General features: G+C 62.6%; 11 protein-coding genes. 9 read left to right on the top strand and 2 right to left on the bottom strand.

Annotated elements, in window-relative coordinates; genetic code table 11:
* Positions 1-48: 48 nt before the first annotated feature.
* Both H6844_16180 and H6844_16175 read right to left on the bottom strand, forming a co-directional pair.
* Positions 49-747, bottom strand: a complete 699-nt coding sequence (locus tag H6844_16180; GenBank protein MCB9930942.1) for a response regulator transcription factor — start codon at positions 745-747, stop codon at positions 49-51.
* 162 nt (positions 748-909) lie between these two features.
* Positions 910-1,881, bottom strand: coding sequence for an NAD-dependent epimerase/dehydratase family protein (locus H6844_16175; protein ID MCB9930941.1), 972 nt, complete (start codon positions 1,879-1,881; stop codon positions 910-912).
* 1,292 nt (positions 1,882-3,173) lie between these two features.
* Between H6844_16175 and H6844_16170 the strand changes: the two genes are divergently transcribed.
* The 9 genes from H6844_16170 (at position 3,174) to H6844_16130 (ending at position 15,588) form a co-directional block, all read left to right on the top strand.
* Complete coding sequence (locus H6844_16170) at positions 3,174-3,857, top strand: hypothetical protein (protein ID MCB9930940.1); 684 nt, start codon at positions 3,174-3,176, stop codon at positions 3,855-3,857.
* A 41-nt stretch (positions 3,858-3,898) separates the two neighbouring features.
* Positions 3,899-5,482 (top strand): hypothetical protein, encoded by a 1,584-nt coding sequence (locus H6844_16165; GenBank protein MCB9930939.1) that lies wholly within the window; start codon positions 3,899-3,901, stop codon positions 5,480-5,482.
* A gap of 372 nt (positions 5,483-5,854) precedes the next feature.
* On the top strand, positions 5,855-11,173 hold the full coding sequence (locus H6844_16160) for a hypothetical protein (GenBank protein ID MCB9930938.1): 5,319 nt from the start codon (positions 5,855-5,857) through the stop codon (positions 11,171-11,173).
* A gap of 129 nt (positions 11,174-11,302) precedes the next feature.
* Positions 11,303-12,529, top strand: a complete 1,227-nt coding sequence (locus H6844_16155; GenBank protein MCB9930937.1) for a glycosyltransferase family 4 protein — start codon at positions 11,303-11,305, stop codon at positions 12,527-12,529.
* Positions 12,530-12,535: 6 nt separating this feature from the next.
* Complete coding sequence (locus tag H6844_16150) at positions 12,536-13,198, top strand: peptidoglycan-binding protein (GenBank protein ID MCB9930936.1); 663 nt, start codon at positions 12,536-12,538, stop codon at positions 13,196-13,198.
* Between the two features lie 114 nt (positions 13,199-13,312).
* Positions 13,313-13,825, top strand: a complete 513-nt coding sequence (locus H6844_16145; protein MCB9930935.1) for a helix-turn-helix transcriptional regulator — start codon at positions 13,313-13,315, stop codon at positions 13,823-13,825.
* A 118-nt stretch (positions 13,826-13,943) separates the two neighbouring features.
* The gene (locus tag H6844_16140; protein MCB9930934.1) at positions 13,944-14,618 is read left to right on the top strand and encodes a response regulator; all 675 of its coding nucleotides are present in this window, start codon (positions 13,944-13,946) and stop codon (positions 14,616-14,618) included.
* A 393-nt stretch (positions 14,619-15,011) separates the two neighbouring features.
* Complete coding sequence (locus tag H6844_16135) at positions 15,012-15,212, top strand: hypothetical protein (protein ID MCB9930933.1); 201 nt, start codon at positions 15,012-15,014, stop codon at positions 15,210-15,212.
* Positions 15,193-15,588, top strand: coding sequence for a molybdopterin-dependent oxidoreductase (locus H6844_16130; GenBank protein ID MCB9930932.1), 396 nt, complete (start codon positions 15,193-15,195; stop codon positions 15,586-15,588). Before H6844_16135 ends, H6844_16130 begins: the two co-directional genes overlap by 20 nt.
* The last annotated feature ends 341 nt before the right edge of the window (positions 15,589-15,929 follow it).

Here is a 15,929-nt window from a genome sequence, read left to right as displayed (position 1 = left end):
CCCCGGGAGCAGGGCGACGCAACCCGGCGCAGCCTTGCCGGGACCCGCCTAGTCGAACCCGTGTTCGCGTGCCCAGAGCGCTGCCTGGGTGCGGTTGGTGACGCCGAGCTTGCGCAACAGGTGGCGCAGTTGCGCCTTGACCGTCATATCCGTGGTGCCGACGCCGTTGGCGATTTCCTTGTTCGAGCGCCCGGAGACCAGCCCGCGCAGAATGTCGCGTTCGCGCGGCGTCAGGTGGAACGGGTCGCCATTGTTGGCCAGGTGAGCAAAGGCGGAGCTGATGCGGCAGGGAAACACGTTCTCGCCCAGCGCCACGAGTTGCAGCGACAGCACCAAGGCGGTTGCGGACATGGCCGTGAACAGACAGCCGGCGGCTCCGGCCTGGAGCGCGGCAACCGCCTCGCGGTCGCCGCCGCGGCTGAACAGGGCGACGACCCGGGTTTCCGGACCCAGCCGGTTCACCAGCGGCAGCCAGGGCGGGGGCGTACCGATACGCAATTCCGGGTCGATGGCCAGGAGAATCCCCGGCGCCCCTGCGTTGGCAGGAGGGGATGCGGGGGCCGTCCACTGTTCCAGCTCGCCGACAACGGGGACGAGGGAAGCGGCAAGCAGCCGTTTCACGCCCTCGCGCAACAGGGCGTCGCCACCGGCCAGCAGCACGGTCGAGCCGGCGGCCGGATCGGTCCGTTCCGGATTGGAAGCCCCCGCATTCGCCTTTGCGGAGCCGGACCATTCGCCGATGCTCATGCGCTCAATGCCTCCAACAGGGCAGCCGGCCCGTTACCAAAACCCAAGTGCTGCGCAATGCTAACACCACTTGGCCGACAATCGCTATCGACGGTCGCACATATTGGTAACCAAACGGTTAATACCAACCGGCCCGCAAGGAGGCTTTTGGAAACGGCGGGGCTAGGCGGCCACAACCAGCGCGTTGTCGGCGCCGCTGTTCAAAGTCTCCAGCAGGGAGCCAAGCCCTTGATCGAGCGAAACCTGCGCCTGAACCGAAAGCGCCATTTTGGCGGCGGTGGGATCCCCCAGTGAATGGCGGATGTCGCCGGGGCGAGGCTGATCGAACCGAATATCCGGCTCGACCTGCAACAGTTCGGCAATGGTATTGGCGAGCGTCAGCACGGTCGTCGCCCGGCCGGTGCAGACATTGTAGACCGGGGCGGCGACGGCTGCGTTTTTCATCCCGGCGATCAGGTGACAGACGACGTCGCCGACATAGACGAAATCGCGGGTTTGCTGACCGTCCCCGAAAATCGTGATCCCGTTGCCGGACGCCAACCGCTGGGCGAAGATCGAGATGACGCCGGAATAGGGCGAAGCCGGATCCTGGCGCGGCCCGTAGACGTTGAAGAAGCGGAAACCGGCCGTCGGGATGGTATGGACCAGGCCCGCAACCCGAGCCTGTTGCTCCGATCCCAGCTTGTCCGCGCCATAGGACGTCATGGGGCGGGGAATGGCGATTTCCGACAGCGGCAGGTCCGCGTTGTCGCCGTATACGGCCGCGGAACTGGCGTAGACCACCGGGATAGGGTTGTCGTTTTTCGCATGGCGTGCGGCGTTGAACACCGCAATCGTGCCCGTCAGGTTGACGAGATGGGCGCCGACCCAATCCTCGTTCGACCGCTGGACGGATGCGACGGCGGCAAGATGGAAACATCCATCCACCCCGACCATGGCGTCCTGTGTCGTCTGCGCATCCGCAACATCGCCGACGATGAGTTCAACCCTGTCCTCGGGGATGTTGGAGCGTTTGCCGGTGGAGAGGTCATCGAGAACGCGCACCCGATGCCCCATCTCCAACAACGCGTCGACCAGATGCGACCCGATGAACCCGCAGCCACCTGTCACCAGGAACAATGCCGATCTCGGCATTCCGGCGAGGTGCCCGAAGGGCTGAAGACGCGAGAGAGGGGTGATTGCGTTCACGATCGCACCATACATTTTGGTTTGACGTAAGTCATATGTATGCTAAAGAATTTACATAGTGGTTGTTATTATGCAAGCAAAAATTCAAATGCACGCGGAAAAATCCATCTAGAATGGAAAATCTGTGGCGCGCCGGCAACGAATTACCGCATTGGGTGATGGGTGGGCAGACCGATGCGGGATCAAGGTAGCGGTACATCGTCGACGTTCGGCCACCGTTGAGTTTGTGACCGGATCAAGGTACCGTTCCAATGTATCAGTGACGATCGTCACAGGCGGTGTCGAGAGGTCGATTTACAAAGGAAAACAGCGCTCTTCAGCGGATTGTCCCGAAGCGAATGCTTGGAAATGCAAGTGACCCAGGGAGAGGGGTCCACTGGCTTGGCGGCCAAACTAAAGATCTTGTATAGCAACGTAGTCAAAACGTACGTGGGGTGTATGCATGATATCGGATCGCGAACGGCTGGAGACCTTGATCAAAATTGCCCGCCTTCATTCCCTGTCGCTTGACTGGCTGGATGAGCGGTCTTGCGATCTGATGGGTGGGGAATTTCGCTTATGGGCGTCGAGGTATCTTGTGCTTGGCGCGCATGCGGATCCGTCCGGGCGAGGCGATCGCGATCGCGATCGAACCATCCGGAGCCAGGCCTGACCAAGGCGAGGGCTGTTGCGGCGCGAGAGCCCGCCCATGCGTGGCTGCGGTGCAAACGGGGCAATGTGCGCGATGCTGCCGAGCTTCGGGCTGCGCCCGACGCTTGAGGTGCCGTTGTCGGCTTTGCCTATCGGGATGTTGTGGCGAGGGTGGGCTTCGAGGGCGGCCGGCGGACGCCGAAGGGCGGTCCGCGGCAGGGCGGCATTTCCGGTGTCGCGATTCATGGCGCGCGGAGGTGGTTCCCGCTGTCGCAGTCGGCCGCAGCCGCGGTTTCCGGCCTCCGCTTCTCGAAAAGGCCGATATTTGTCTGCCTTATGAAGAAAAATAGGCGGATTTGGGCGATTTAATGGACCCGGATCCAAAGGTGGTAATATTTGATTTGATTTGAGTTTGCAAAAGCGCAGGGGCAAAAATAAGGAAAATACGTAGGTTAATAGAAAGTATAACTTATAGATGTGGCTTCCCTAATCCAATAACACTGGCCGTGACGCCCTCAACAATGGGCGAAATGACACCGAGGGTCTGAGGAGGGCAGTGCTCGTGCTCAGCAGTCACCTCCGGCCGCTGTGGATGAAAGGATAGCTTAATGCTGTATTACAACCTCTCCCGGAGGCGGATGACGGGCGCGCGACCCTCGTTACCCGTTCTATTGCTGGGGATGAGCTTCATCCTGGGATTCCTGGTCGAGCCCGGCGGCGCGCTCGCCAACGGCCTCGGCGAGAATAGGCCCTGGCAGTTCAGCTCCACGCTCGAACAGGCGCAGAAGGCCGGCATCACGGCCCTGATCGAGCAGAAAAAGGGCGGTGGGTTTCGGTCCTATTACCGGATCAACAACAACGCGACCTACAATATTGCGGGTGACTACAACGATTGCGGGGTGTCCGCTTCGACGACCGGTAACAGCAATGGCGCGAGCCAGTCGTCGATTGTTGGCTCGCCGACGATCAGCTCCGCGCCGGGCTTCTCGGCCCTGGCGCAGGGCAATGTCAACGACACCTTGCAGGGCGGCGCCGGTTCGAACGTGAACGCTTCCGGGGCGGGGTCCGCCAATCCGGTGTCGAACAACACCCAGGACAACACGGCGCCGCAGACGGCGACGGTGGACTATAACACGGTCTCGACGTCGGTCGGCACCTCGACCGGGTCGGGCACCGGCAGCCCGCTGTCGCTGGATTCCGTCCAAAGCAATGACGGCGCGGCGCTGAATTCCTCGGTCGCGTCGAGCACCGCGTGCTCGTTTGCCAACGGATCTTCGGGGGGCGCGCAGTGATGGCCAAGAACGTGAAGCGAGCATTATCGCGAACAGTTGCCGTGGGCGCCCTGGCGCTGAGCCTGTCCGCCTGCGCGAATTTCACCTTGCAGCGGGTCGGCGAGGGCGAGGCGCCGCTGGTGATGGGGCCGGCTGTCCGGGACAACCGCACGCCGCTGGATGCGGCCTATCGGTGCTATGGCGGCATGCTGAAGCATTCCTTGCGGGCGCCGCTCTCGGTCGGCGTCGGCGAGGTGCGGGACTATACGGGCAAATATAGCGACCTGGAGGGCAGCGCGGTCACCCAGGGCGCCTCGCCCATGCTGTTCTCCGCCCTGTTCAAACTGGGCGGTGCCGTCCGGGTGCACGAGCGGTTCGACACCCGTGTTGCCGAACTGGAGCTGGCGTATCTGGAGAAGAAGCGGCTCGGTACCGGGCATCCCTTCCAGGTCGGCAAGCAGACCGTGCCGTGGATGCCGTATTTCGGCGGTACGATCCTGAACTCCAAATATTACATCGTCGGCGGCATCACCGAGCTGAACTACAACATCCAGTCCGGCGGTGCGGAATTCCGCATTTCGCAGACCGGGCCGAAGGCGCGGGTCTATTCGATGAACGTTGCCGCCGACCTGCGTCTGGTGAACACCGAAACGCTGGTGGTCGAAAGCGCGGTCAGCGTCCAGAAACAGCTCACCGGCTTCGAGGTCGGGTTCGAGCTGTTCCGCTTCTTCGGCGGTGGCAGCGGGTCCGAACTGGTCGACATCAACATCGGCAACAAGAGCCAGGAGCCGTTGCAACTGGGTGTCCGGGCGGTGCTGGAACTGGGCGCGCTGAAGCTGTTGGGCGATGTGAGCGGTGTGGACTACCGGCCGTGCCTGCCGACGGATTGGCGCATTCCTTCGGACGAGGAAATGGCAAAGGCCGGTCCGGCGCCGCAAATGCAGCAGGCGGCGATTGTGGCGGAAACGCCGTCGCCGGCGCAGCAGCCAATGGCGGCGGCGCCCGCAGAGCCCAAAGCGGTGGGTCAGCCGAAACCGATGGCGGATGGCAACGCCGCTCCGGTGAGCGTCAAGAACGTCGTTTACGATGTCAAAAACGAATATGTCGTCGTCATCGTCGAGACCGATGGGCGGCCGGATTATAGCCTGACCACCAACGGCCACGGCGCGACCATGAGAATTCGCAATGGCGCGGTTGCAGCGACCAACTGCGGACAGCCCCCGGTCGCGACGCCGATTGCCCGGTCGGCCGAGTGCGGCCAGGCCGGTGACAATGCCATCCTGTCCTGGCGGAGCGACATGCCGCTGATCGTGACGCGCGAGGAGAACCTGACCAAGGAAGCCGGCGGCATCAATGGCGTGCGCTTCATGCTGACGCCGGCCACGCAGCCGGGGAAGGGCCGGCCGGTCAGTTCCGGCAAGGCGACGAAGAAGGGTGACGAGGTTGCCGAGATTCCGGCCAAGCCCAAGGCCAAGGCCAAGGCGCCGGCACCCGAAAAGGTGTCCCAGCGGCGCAAGGGCGAGGCCGAGACGGCTGGCGGTGCGGTCGCCGACGCCGGCGCAGGCCATAAGACTTTGGCCTCCGCCAACGGTGTGGTTCCGGTGGATCCGTTGAAGGGCGCGCCCTCGTTGTCGCTGGTGGATTGAGGCGGCTGCAATGGAGGCAAAAGGCTCCGATCTCGGAGCGGCGGGGCAGACGAATGTCTGCCCCGTTTTTGGTTGCGAGAACGAATCTTTCGCATCGCAATGTATTCATGATCTGCCTGGGAAATTCACGGCAATAGGGGAAATATGGAGATACATAAAATTTGGTTATAATCGAAAGTTTGGCGCAATTTGATCTGAATCAAAAAGAATTCAGGTGCGTCAACATTCTCTCCAACCCCGACTATCACCTAGAAATTACGAAAAATTACGTACAAATCTAAAGATTTATCGGATTGTATCCGGTGCCACATTTTGGCCCTTTTACCGGAGCGGTGGAAGCCGCGCTTATGGGCTAACAAAGGGATGAATAACATGTCACCCAAATACGTATCATTGCGGCAGCGGTTGTTGGCGGGCACCGCGTTTGTGGCGATGGCCACCGCACTGCCCGCCGGCGCGGCGTTCGCCACCGTCGCATCCGTCGATCTGGACTTCGCCACGGGCGTCGTGCAATCGCAGGATTTCGGCTCGGTGGTGAGCCAGAACAATGCCGCCCTGGTGACGGCGACGTCGTCCGGCAGCAGCGCAGTGCTGAACCTGCTCGACAACACCACCGCCGATATCACCTATAGCGGCGCCTATTCGGTTATCAATAACGCGATCGATGCGACCGGCACTGGCAATACCAGCACGTCCGCGGTCAATCTGAACTTCACGCCGGGCCTCGGCACGGACAGTGCGGCGGTGGGGTCGTTCCAGACCAACGGCGGCGCCGTTTCCGCCACCAGCACGGGCGACCAGCACACGGTGATGGTGCTGAATTCCGACCCCAGCTTCGAGAACATTCTGAGCGGCACGCTGACGTTCACCAACAACGACATCGGCACCAACGCCACGGCGAATGACGCGAGCGCCAGCATTGCGCTGGCCAACGGCGTGAACCTGGACGGCAATGGTGCCCCGGCGGCTGTTGCCATCGACGAAACCCTGGCCGCGGCGACCGATTCCGCCACCGATGGCGACCTGCTCGTGTCGAGCGCGCAGCAGACGACGGCCGTGACCAGCGCGTCGACTTCGAGCGCTTCCGTGACGGCGTCGCTGGAGAGCTTGCTCGGCGCGACCGTGACGCTTGCCAACAGCGATGTCGGGGCGTCCGCCAACGGCAACACGCTGGCCGGCGATATCACCAGCACCGACAGCACCGCCTCCATCGCGGCCTCGTCCGCGGTCACTGGTTTGCAGGATGTGGGCGCGGACGTCACCTCCAGCAACACGGGCACGACCATCCAGGTCCAGGCCGGCAACGTCGTCGACCTCGGCGGCACGGTGAGCGACAGCTCGGTTGCGGTGACCAGCAACACGATCACCAGCGGCAGCACCGGCAATGCCAGCAACCAGTCCATCGACCTGACCGCCAATCAGATTCTGGGCTCCGGCACGGCGCTGGTGACCGATTCCGATACGGCGGCGACCGATGTGCAATTGGCGGTGACCGGCGCCGAACAGGCGGTGGCCAGCGTGCAGACCGTCGGTGATACCGTGGCCGTGGTGTCGAACGTGGCCGGCGGGCTCGTCGGGCTGAACGTGTACGATTCCAACTTCACCACGCCCAATTCCGAACTGACCGTGCTCTCGAACACCATCGAATCGACGGCGACGGGTTCCAGCGCAGTGAATGGCCTCTCGCTGACGGCCGGCTCCACCGTGAGCGCGCCGGGTGCGGTTGCGGCGGTTCAGTCGATCGACGGCGATGTCAGCGCCTCGGTCGCCACCTCCTCCGTCACGCTTGCGACGCAGGAAGACACCACCGGCTCGACCCTGGTGACGGCGGGCAACACCATCCGCGCGGCGGTCACCGGCGCGTCCACCGCCAACGACATTGCCGTGACCACGGACATTCTGAGCCTGGATACCAGCAATGGCGGCGTAAGTATCCTGGCCGATGCGACGACCGGCGATACGGAAAGCCCGAGGGTCGCGGCCGGCTTCGCCCTCGCGAACGACCAGAGCATTGGCGGCACGCTCAGCGGCCCGACGGCATCGCTGTTGACGGCGAGCGCCACCGGCGTTCAGGTGCTGACCACCTATGCCGCGAACAGCGCCGATGTGTTCTCGTCCACGGTGCACAATGGCGGCTATGTCGATGCCACCGGCGCCATGGTCGAGCCCGGCAACACGTTGGTCGCCTCGGTCATCGGCAGCACTGCCGACAACGGGATTGCCCTCAGCTTCACCGATTTGCAGGGTGATGTGACCGGAGACGGCGAAGTGGTTGCCGCGACCGCCAACTCCCAGGTGGTTCAGGGCGACTCGGCGCTGACGGCGACGCTCCTCGGCACGAATGGCGAGCCGGTCAAGACCTATGTCAACGACCAGGTGAGCAGCAGCACGGTCACCACGTCTTACAACACGGTGGCGGTCAGCGGTGTCGGTAACCGCACCACCGGCAACAGCGTCACCGTGTCGGCCACCAACGCCGTGATTCCTGCCGGCATCGCGGCTTCTTCGGCAGTGGATGCGGCCACCGGCGATGTGACCGCGTCCGCGGCGTTCGTGGCGGCCAGCTCGCAGGAATTCCAGAATTCCTCGATCAGCGCGAGCCAGTCCGACGGTCTCAATCCCAGCGTCAGCACGCTCTCGAACACGATCGATACGGAAATCAACGGTACGATCAGCAATTCGAGCGTTGCGACCGCGCAGAACACGTTGAGCGCGACGGCGACGGCCAACAGCGCCAGCAATGGCGTGTTCCTTGGCACCGATGCGACCTCCAGCATCCAGGCGAGCAGCGCGGTTACCAACTATCAGGACGTGACTGCTGCCGCGGTCTCGGCCACCATCGGCGTGCTGGGCACGGATGCGATCAACGCGTATACCTCCAGTAACGGCTCCAATTCGCAAACCGGCGCCTTCACTTATAACTCCGGCACGGGTGACCTGAGTGTCATCGGCAGCCCGGTGACGTTTACCTTTGGTTCGGCGCTATCGACCGAGGAAGCGGAAATCCTGACGGCTTTGGGGTGGACCGCTACGGCTGGATCGACCTCGGTGACGGTTCCGGTTGGCAACTACAACATTGTCGGCAGCCTGTCGTCCATCAGCTTCAACGACCCGACCGTGGGTTCTCCGGGTAGCGGCGACGAGTCGTTTTCGGTGGCTGGCTTCGATCGTCCCGCGACCCCGGCTCAGTTGAACGGCGCCGGCGTGACCATCACGGCGTTCTCGCCCATCACCGGTTCGCAGCTGGACGTGACCGCCAACACGCTGGTTGGCGAGGTCAAGGGTAACACCGCGACCAACACGCTGGCCGTGACCGGCACCGCGCTGATCACCAACACCGCGGCTCAGCCCACTTACGCGCTCAATCCGACCCTCTCGCCGGCGGGCGCGGACAATGTGCTGACCAATGTGCAGACGGTCGATGCCGCATCGGCGCTGGCCAGCGATGTGGCGGGCTCGTTCGGCATCATCGAACCGAACGACCTGGCGGTTACCGGTTCATCGCTTTCGGTCAGCGATAACCTGCAGCAGTCCTACGCGACGGCGAACACGGGCACCAACACGCTGTCGCTCAACGCGACGACCACCGGCGTGGGTGCGGCTCTGGTCAACGACCAGACCGTCAGCACCGCGGGCGTGGCCACCACATCCGACCTGGACGTGGCGGCGAATGCCGGGGTGGCATCGTCCGACCTGGCGTTGGACGGCAACCGCAACCAGAGCGTGGCGACCGGCAATCTGGAAACCAGCACGCTGAACGTGTCGGCGACCAATGTCGATGGTCCGGCCGGGGTCGGTGGGCTCAGCAGCACCCTGATTGGCGTGCTTGTCGGCGACTCGGTGCTGTCGTCCGAACAGACGGCCGGCGCGACGACGGTCAGCGCTTCGGCGACGACCGACGTGTTCAACCGCGACGGCGCGGACCCGAGCGCCCAGATCGTTTCGGCCAGCACGCTGTCGTTCAGCCGCAACCAGACCACGGCGCAGGCGACCGGCAACAGTTCGACGCAGGACGCCAATTTGGGTGATGGCGCGACCGCCAGCTATGACGCCGGCAGTGTCGTGTACAGCGCTCAGGACTTCTCGAGCGGCGCGGCCGTGACGGCCACGACGAATACCGAGGTCGGTCTCAACCTGACGTCGGACGATACGTATGACGGCTCGACGATCCTGGCGAGCACGGTGGCGGTCGACGGCAACACCGCTTCGGCACTGGCGCGGGGCAATGTCGGCACCACCACGCTGGACGTGACGGCCACGAATTCCACCATCGTCGCCGGAACGGACGCCCTCGTCGGTACGGCTACCGGGCCGAATGCGAGCGGTGGTTTCCTCGCCGTTCGGGTGCAGAACGCGATCGGTGCGACGGTCACGGCGAACAGTTCGGCCACGGCCTATACGCTGTCGGCCCTGCAAACGACCGGGTCGGCCAGCACGGACGCCGCGGTGGAGGCCAGCACGCTGTCGCTGTCCGACAATGCCTCGGCAGCAACGGCAGTGGCCAACACGTCCGCCACCACGATGCGGGTGGGCGGCGACTCCATGAGCAATCTGGACGCTTCGGCCGGGGTGCTCACGGCGCAGTTCACGGCCGGCACGGTGACGGCGACCGGTGGTCTGACGGCCACGGCGACGTTCGACGTCGGTGTCGGTGCGGGAGCCGATGCGGTGATCGGTTCGTCGCTGGCGGTTGACGGCAACACCAGCAGTTCCAGCGCCACGGGCAATGTGACGACGGCCAGCCTCTCGGCCGACGCCACCAACGTGACCGCTGGCACCGGCGCGGCGGGTGTTGTGGACTCGACCTCCGAAAGCATCTTGGCGACGTTCGGCCTGGCCACGTACCAGAGCAACGCTGCGGTGGTAACCTCGACCAACACGGCCAACACGATTGGCCTGTCGGTGACGGGAACGGCGCTGGATGCGGTCGAGTCGTCGACGCTGTCGCTCTCCGGCAATGGTGTCAATGCGTACGCGACGGGGAACACCTCGTCGAACGCGGTGGCGCTGGGCAGTGCGGATGCAAGCTCCATCGACGCATCGGCGGGCCTGCACAACCGTCAGGACAATGGGGGGGCTGTGGCTGCCTCGGCGTCCGGTACGTTCACGGTTGAGGCGGACACCGGCACGGTTGGCTCGGCTCTGAATGCCAGCACGGCATCGCTGTCCGGCAACAGTGTGCTGGCGCTCGCCCGCGGCAACCTGGCGAACAACGGCCTGACGGTGGATGCGACGGCGACGACGAACGGCGGCGGCGGTGCGCTCTTCGCCACCGGCCTGCTGACGGCTTCGTACGGCTTGCTGAACGAGCAGAGCAACGTTGCGGCGGTCGACGCCATCAGCTCCGGTACCAGCTATGCGGTGGTGCTGAACGGCACCACGGGCACTGGCACCGGCGCATCCGGCAGCACGGCATCGTTGAGCGGCAACACCATCACGGCTGCTGGCTATGGCAACATCGCCACCAACTCGCTGATGCTGTCGTCGCTGAATGCGCCGACGGACGACGCGTCCGCCATGATTGCCAACCTGCAGTCGAATGTGGGCGCGGTCAGTGCGACGGTGACCGGCGGCTTTGCCGGGGTGACCGTGAACGGTGCGGCGACGAGCTCGACCGTGTCGGTGGGCAGCAACCGCTTCTCCGCCAGCGCTGTCGGCAACTTCGCCACCAGCACCATGACCCGCAACTAGTCCAACCCTTAGGCGCTGGCTCCAGCAGCCAGCGCCGACTCCCCCGGGCGGCGGTGCCAGCCGTCGCCCGGTATTTTTTATCTGGCGAGGCGGTGGATGGTACCGATTGGGACCTTAAAGGTTAAGGCGATGAGCGTAGAGACGGCAAAGAGATTAAAAGTCCTTTTTCTCAGCGAATGTTGCGTGCTCGACCCGAACAGCGGTGCCGCAATTTCCATGTTGAACTGGCTGCATGTCTTGAAGGCGCGCGGCCATTCTTGCTATTCGGTCACCATGTCCCTGTTCGACGGCCAGGCGGAGTTTCCGCTGCGGCGTGAAATTTTCCCGGACCTGGACGTGCAGGCCTCCGTTGGCCAGCGCATCCGCACCGTGGTGCAGGGGATCGAGCACAATATTTACAATGTCGGCACGTCCATCGGGCCGAAGGTGCCGGTCGACCGGGTCGAGGGTTTCATGGCTGCGGCGGCGGAAGATATCCGGCGCATCCGGCCTGACGTGGTCATCGGCTATGGCACACCGAACCTGGTGCCACTGCGCCGCCTGGCGGCGGACCAGGGCGCCCGAACGATTTTCTACCTGGCGAACGCCAGTTATGGCGAAGACCGGAAGGCCGCGCTGGACGCGGTCGATACCTTCGTCGTGGGCAGCAATGCCATCGGGGAATACTATCGGCGCTTGCACGGGATTGATGCATGGACGGTCATTCCGAGCCGGGTGCGGGACTATTTCCGGCGGCCGGATCTGAGCCGTGAATTCCTGCTGGCGCGCAAGCGGCAGGGGTTCGTCACCATGGTCAACCCTTCCGTGGCGAAAGGCGTGGGGGTGTTCCTGCAGATCGCCAACTACACCAAGCCGCGCTTTCCGAACCTCACATTTCTGGCCGTCGAAAGCCGCGTGACGCGGCAGGAGATCGAGGCGGAAATCACCAACGTTAACCTGCTCGACAATATTTGGTGGGTCCAGCGGCAGCGCAATATGCGGTCCGTCTATCAGCGGAGCGCGCTGATATTGGTGCCGTCGCTCACGTTCGAGGCGTCCAGCCGGGTGATCGCCGAGGCCCAGCGCGCCGGGATTCCGGTACTGGCGACCGATGTCGGCGGGAATTCCGAGCAGTTGAATGGCGGCGGCTTCCTGTTTCCGCGGCCGGAACTCGGCTCCGACCTGCGTCGCCTGCCGGGAGCGGGGGACGTGATGCCGTGGGTCGATAAGATTGCGCATTTGTTGGGTGGTGACGACAAGCACTACCTGGCGGCATGCCGCAAGGGTTTGGAAGCCGGCAGCCGGCACGATCAAGCATCGGTCGACCGGGCCATCTTCCAACTGGTGGAACAAGCTCCCACCCGAATAGCTGCGTAGCCGACCATGGCGCCGCAGTTCTTAACTTTTACTTTTCCCTGGAAGGTTGAGTTGCTATATTCCGTTTCTAAACGCATCCTGTTAGTTGGCGTGCTTGCTCTGGTCGTATCCGGCACGGGCGCAAGGGCCGACGACAAGGATGGAAAATACGCCGTGAGGGGCGCTGGCGCGCAGTCTTGCGAACGATTCGTGTCCTACATGGGATCGTCGGACGCTGCGGTTAAGCGCGAAACCGTGCTGATTTATGATGCCTGGTTTTCCGGGTACGCGTCTCATGTCAATCGGGTTGCGGAGAAAACATACGATATTTCTCCGATCGTCAGTTCTATCGACATGCTGAATCTGTTGATTCAACAGTGCGCGCGCAATCCCAAGGCGTTGGTTGAGACCATTGCCGCGGGTGTCCTTTCGGGCCTTGCCCCCGGCAAGGTTGCGGAGGAGTCGGAATTGGTCACTGTGGCCGACGGCGAAAATAAGAGGGAATACCGCCGATCGACCATTCTGGCCGTTCAGGTCAAATTGGCCGCCCAGAAACTCCTGACGGAAAAACCCGACGGGCGGTTCGGCCCGAAAACCTCGGCGGCGCTGATGCAGTTTCAGAAGGCGGAAAAGCTGCCGGAGACGGGCTTTCTGGATGCTCGGACCCTGTTGCGGTTGGTGCTGAAATAGCGCTGCGAACGAAGGTCGGCATGACGGGGGCCCGCTAGTACCGGATTAAAATCGGTAAATCCCATTCCAGTTTGGCATAGGTCAAGGCGAGTGGAAAAAAAAGGAACGATAATAATGCAATTGAGGGACAACAAAGAGCCGGACATCAAGGCACGATGGCGACGCTCGAACAGGGAAGCCGGCACGGACCGGCTGAGTATGGGAAACAAACGGGTGGAACGGCACTCAACGGACATGATGGCGAAAGCTAGCGACCGGCCGCCGGGCGCTCGTATTGGTGGACATTTGTTGGGGGACGGTATGGCCTCTGCGGGATCGAAGTTTGAGTCGGCGAATTCCAGTGGTGACCGTGCTGGTGGAGTTCCCGAGGATCCGGTGCAGGTTGCGGCCCGTCTGGAGTGGGTGAGGCGCTACTTTGGGTTGACGCAAAAGGAGTTTGCGCAAAGCATCGAAGTCTTGCCAACGACCTATAGCAATTGGCGCCGATGCTCGCAGAATTTGTCGCTGGACGGCGCAAAGCGGATTCGGCAGCGCTATGGCATATCGCTGGATTTTCTGTTTTTCGGCGAGGCGCACAACCTGCCGGCGCAGATTCGTGCGGCCTGGGATGCGCGTGCGGACGCATGATGTCCGATGGCAGCCGAGTGAGATAGGGCAAGGGAAAAACCATAAACGGTCCGCTGCTTGCCCGGCAGACAAGGGCCGTTGATCAATGCGGGTGCCTTGGGCGACGAGGATATAGGTGATGGCGTCTAGAAGCGAAGTACAGACAGTTTACATCGTCGATGATGACATTCATTTCATCGAAATCGTTAGTCCGGTCCTGAGGGGGCCGGACAGGCGCGTCGATGTCTATACCGACGGCGTCGAATTTCTGGAGAACATCCATGCCGGCGTGAGCGGCATGGTGTTGCTGGACCTGGAATTGCCCGGGCTCAGCGGGTTCGCGATTCTGGACCAGCTGATGGAACGGAAAGTGCATTTGCCCATTGTGGTGCTGTCGACCTATGACGACTGGGAGTCGGTGCGCGGTGCCTTCAAGCGCGGGGCGCTGGATTTCCTTCCGAAATCGTCATCCCTGTTGAAGATCAGCAGCATGGTCAGCGAATGTCTGCGTCTGGAAAACGAGTTCAACTCCGTCAGGGTTGTGGAGAAGGAAGTCGACAACGCCGTCAGAACATTGAGCAAAAAAGAAAAGGAAATTCTGCAATATCTGTCTGACGGGCGAACCTCGAAGGAAATCAGCCGGATCTGCGGTGTGGCCCCGCGCACGGCCGATGTTCACCGGCATAACATCTTCCAGAAATTTGGCGTGAACTCTCTTCCGCAATTGATGAGCAAGTTGGCAAAGGCGGGGTTCTATAGCGATGTCCTGGCCATCGGTGCCGTGAAAGAGGCGAGCCGCCAGTCGACGAGGTAACGTCACGATTGCAAGGGGCGGGCGCATGGCGCCCGCGCGGGAGGGCCGGACAGGTCCGTGGCTTACCCTTGGTGCGGGACGTGAGTGCGTCTTTCTAAAGAAATCACTTAGTGGGGAGCGGATCGCTACAGAAAATCCGCACAAATATGTTGGTTTTTCATATTGGATGAATTTTCAAGGCGATTTATACTGATACATCCGTGGGTTGATACCGAGGTCGTGTGACGTTGCGGACTTGGGTCGATTGTCTGCCGCGCATGAACCGGGACCGACTTTGGTCGGGTTTTAACCGAGTGTGCGCGTGCGTAGAATCGGCCGGCACGATACCGGTTGGCCCAAAGGCCAAAGCGGTTCAATGAACGGTCGATACGCGGCCGTCGTGGGAGTGTAAGGATGGATTTCCGGGTCTCGATGGGCAGTGGTGCAGGGCTCGCGCAGTTTCGGCGGGCGATTGCCGGGTTCGGGTTCCTGATTTTGGCTCTGCCAGCGATGCTATGGAGCGGCGGCGTGTCGGCTGGCGATCCCGCCGCTGCCCGAACCGGCGGCGAGGTGTTGCTGACGATCAACGGGGGCGATTGCCGACGGCGGCGATGACGGCGCATCGACCTTCGACCGCGCCAGACTGGAGGCTCTGCCCCGGACGGCGTTCCGGACCACGACGATCTGGACCGATGGGGTCCAGACCTTCGAGGGCGTATCGCTCGCGGTGTTGCTGGATGCGGTCGGCGCGAAGGGAACGGTGATCCGCGCCTATGCGCTGAACGATTACCATATCGACATCCCGGTCAGCGATGCGGTGCCCGGCGGGCCGATCGTGGCGTATCTGCGCAATGGATCGCCCATGCCCCGACGAGACAAGGGGCCGCTTTGGGTCGTCTATCCGTACGATTCGAATGTGATGTACCGAACCGAAAGCGTCTACGCACGGAGTATCTGGCAGTTGGACCGAATGGAGATCTTGCCGGAATAGGAAGAACCGGCGAAACCCCGAAACGGGAGGTGGGCAGGCGGCCTTGTTCAGTCGAAAGACCGACCGGATTTTCAGTGCGCGCGTCATAGCGGAAATCGTTGCCGTCGTTCTGGTGTTGGCGACGGTCGTGACCATGGCGGGCATGCGGCTGTCGAAAGAATTGGATGCGCTGGCAAGCGCGCCGCGGGACAATGTGCAATGGGTGTTGTCCGAGTTGGAAGTCGCGGTCTGGCGACTGCATCACACCGTTCACGAGGCCGGCAAGGGCGCCGTGCCGCTTGGCCAGGTCCGGCTTCAATTCGATAATCTCTACAATCGCCTGTCGATTGTCGAGCACGGGC

Source organism: Alphaproteobacteria bacterium, from assembly GCA_020638555.1.
Taxonomy (GTDB): Bacteria; Pseudomonadota; Alphaproteobacteria; order Bin95; family Bin95; genus JACKII01.
This window is presented reverse-complemented; position numbering and strand designations above follow the sequence as displayed.

Bases quoted from the DNA above. Each gene is read 5' to 3' on its own strand.
- H6844_16180 (MCB9930942.1), bottom strand. From the start codon at position 747: ATGAGCATCGGCGAATGGTCCGGCTCCGCAAAGGCGAATGCGGGGGCT.
- H6844_16175 (MCB9930941.1), bottom strand. From the start codon at position 1,881: ATGCCGAGATCGGCATTGTTCCTGGTGACAGGTGGCTGCGGGTTCATC.
- H6844_16170 (MCB9930940.1), top strand. From the start codon at position 3,174: ATGCTGTATTACAACCTCTCCCGGAGGCGGATGACGGGCGCGCGACCC.
- H6844_16160 (MCB9930938.1), top strand. From the start codon at position 5,855: ATGTCACCCAAATACGTATCATTGCGGCAGCGGTTGTTGGCGGGCACC.
- H6844_16155 (MCB9930937.1), top strand. From the start codon at position 11,303: ATGAGCGTAGAGACGGCAAAGAGATTAAAAGTCCTTTTTCTCAGCGAA.
- H6844_16150 (MCB9930936.1), top strand. From the start codon at position 12,536: ATGGCGCCGCAGTTCTTAACTTTTACTTTTCCCTGGAAGGTTGAGTTG.
- H6844_16145 (MCB9930935.1), top strand. From the start codon at position 13,313: ATGCAATTGAGGGACAACAAAGAGCCGGACATCAAGGCACGATGGCGA.
- H6844_16140 (MCB9930934.1), top strand. From the start codon at position 13,944: ATGGCGTCTAGAAGCGAAGTACAGACAGTTTACATCGTCGATGATGAC.
- H6844_16135 (MCB9930933.1), top strand. From the start codon at position 15,012: ATGGATTTCCGGGTCTCGATGGGCAGTGGTGCAGGGCTCGCGCAGTTT.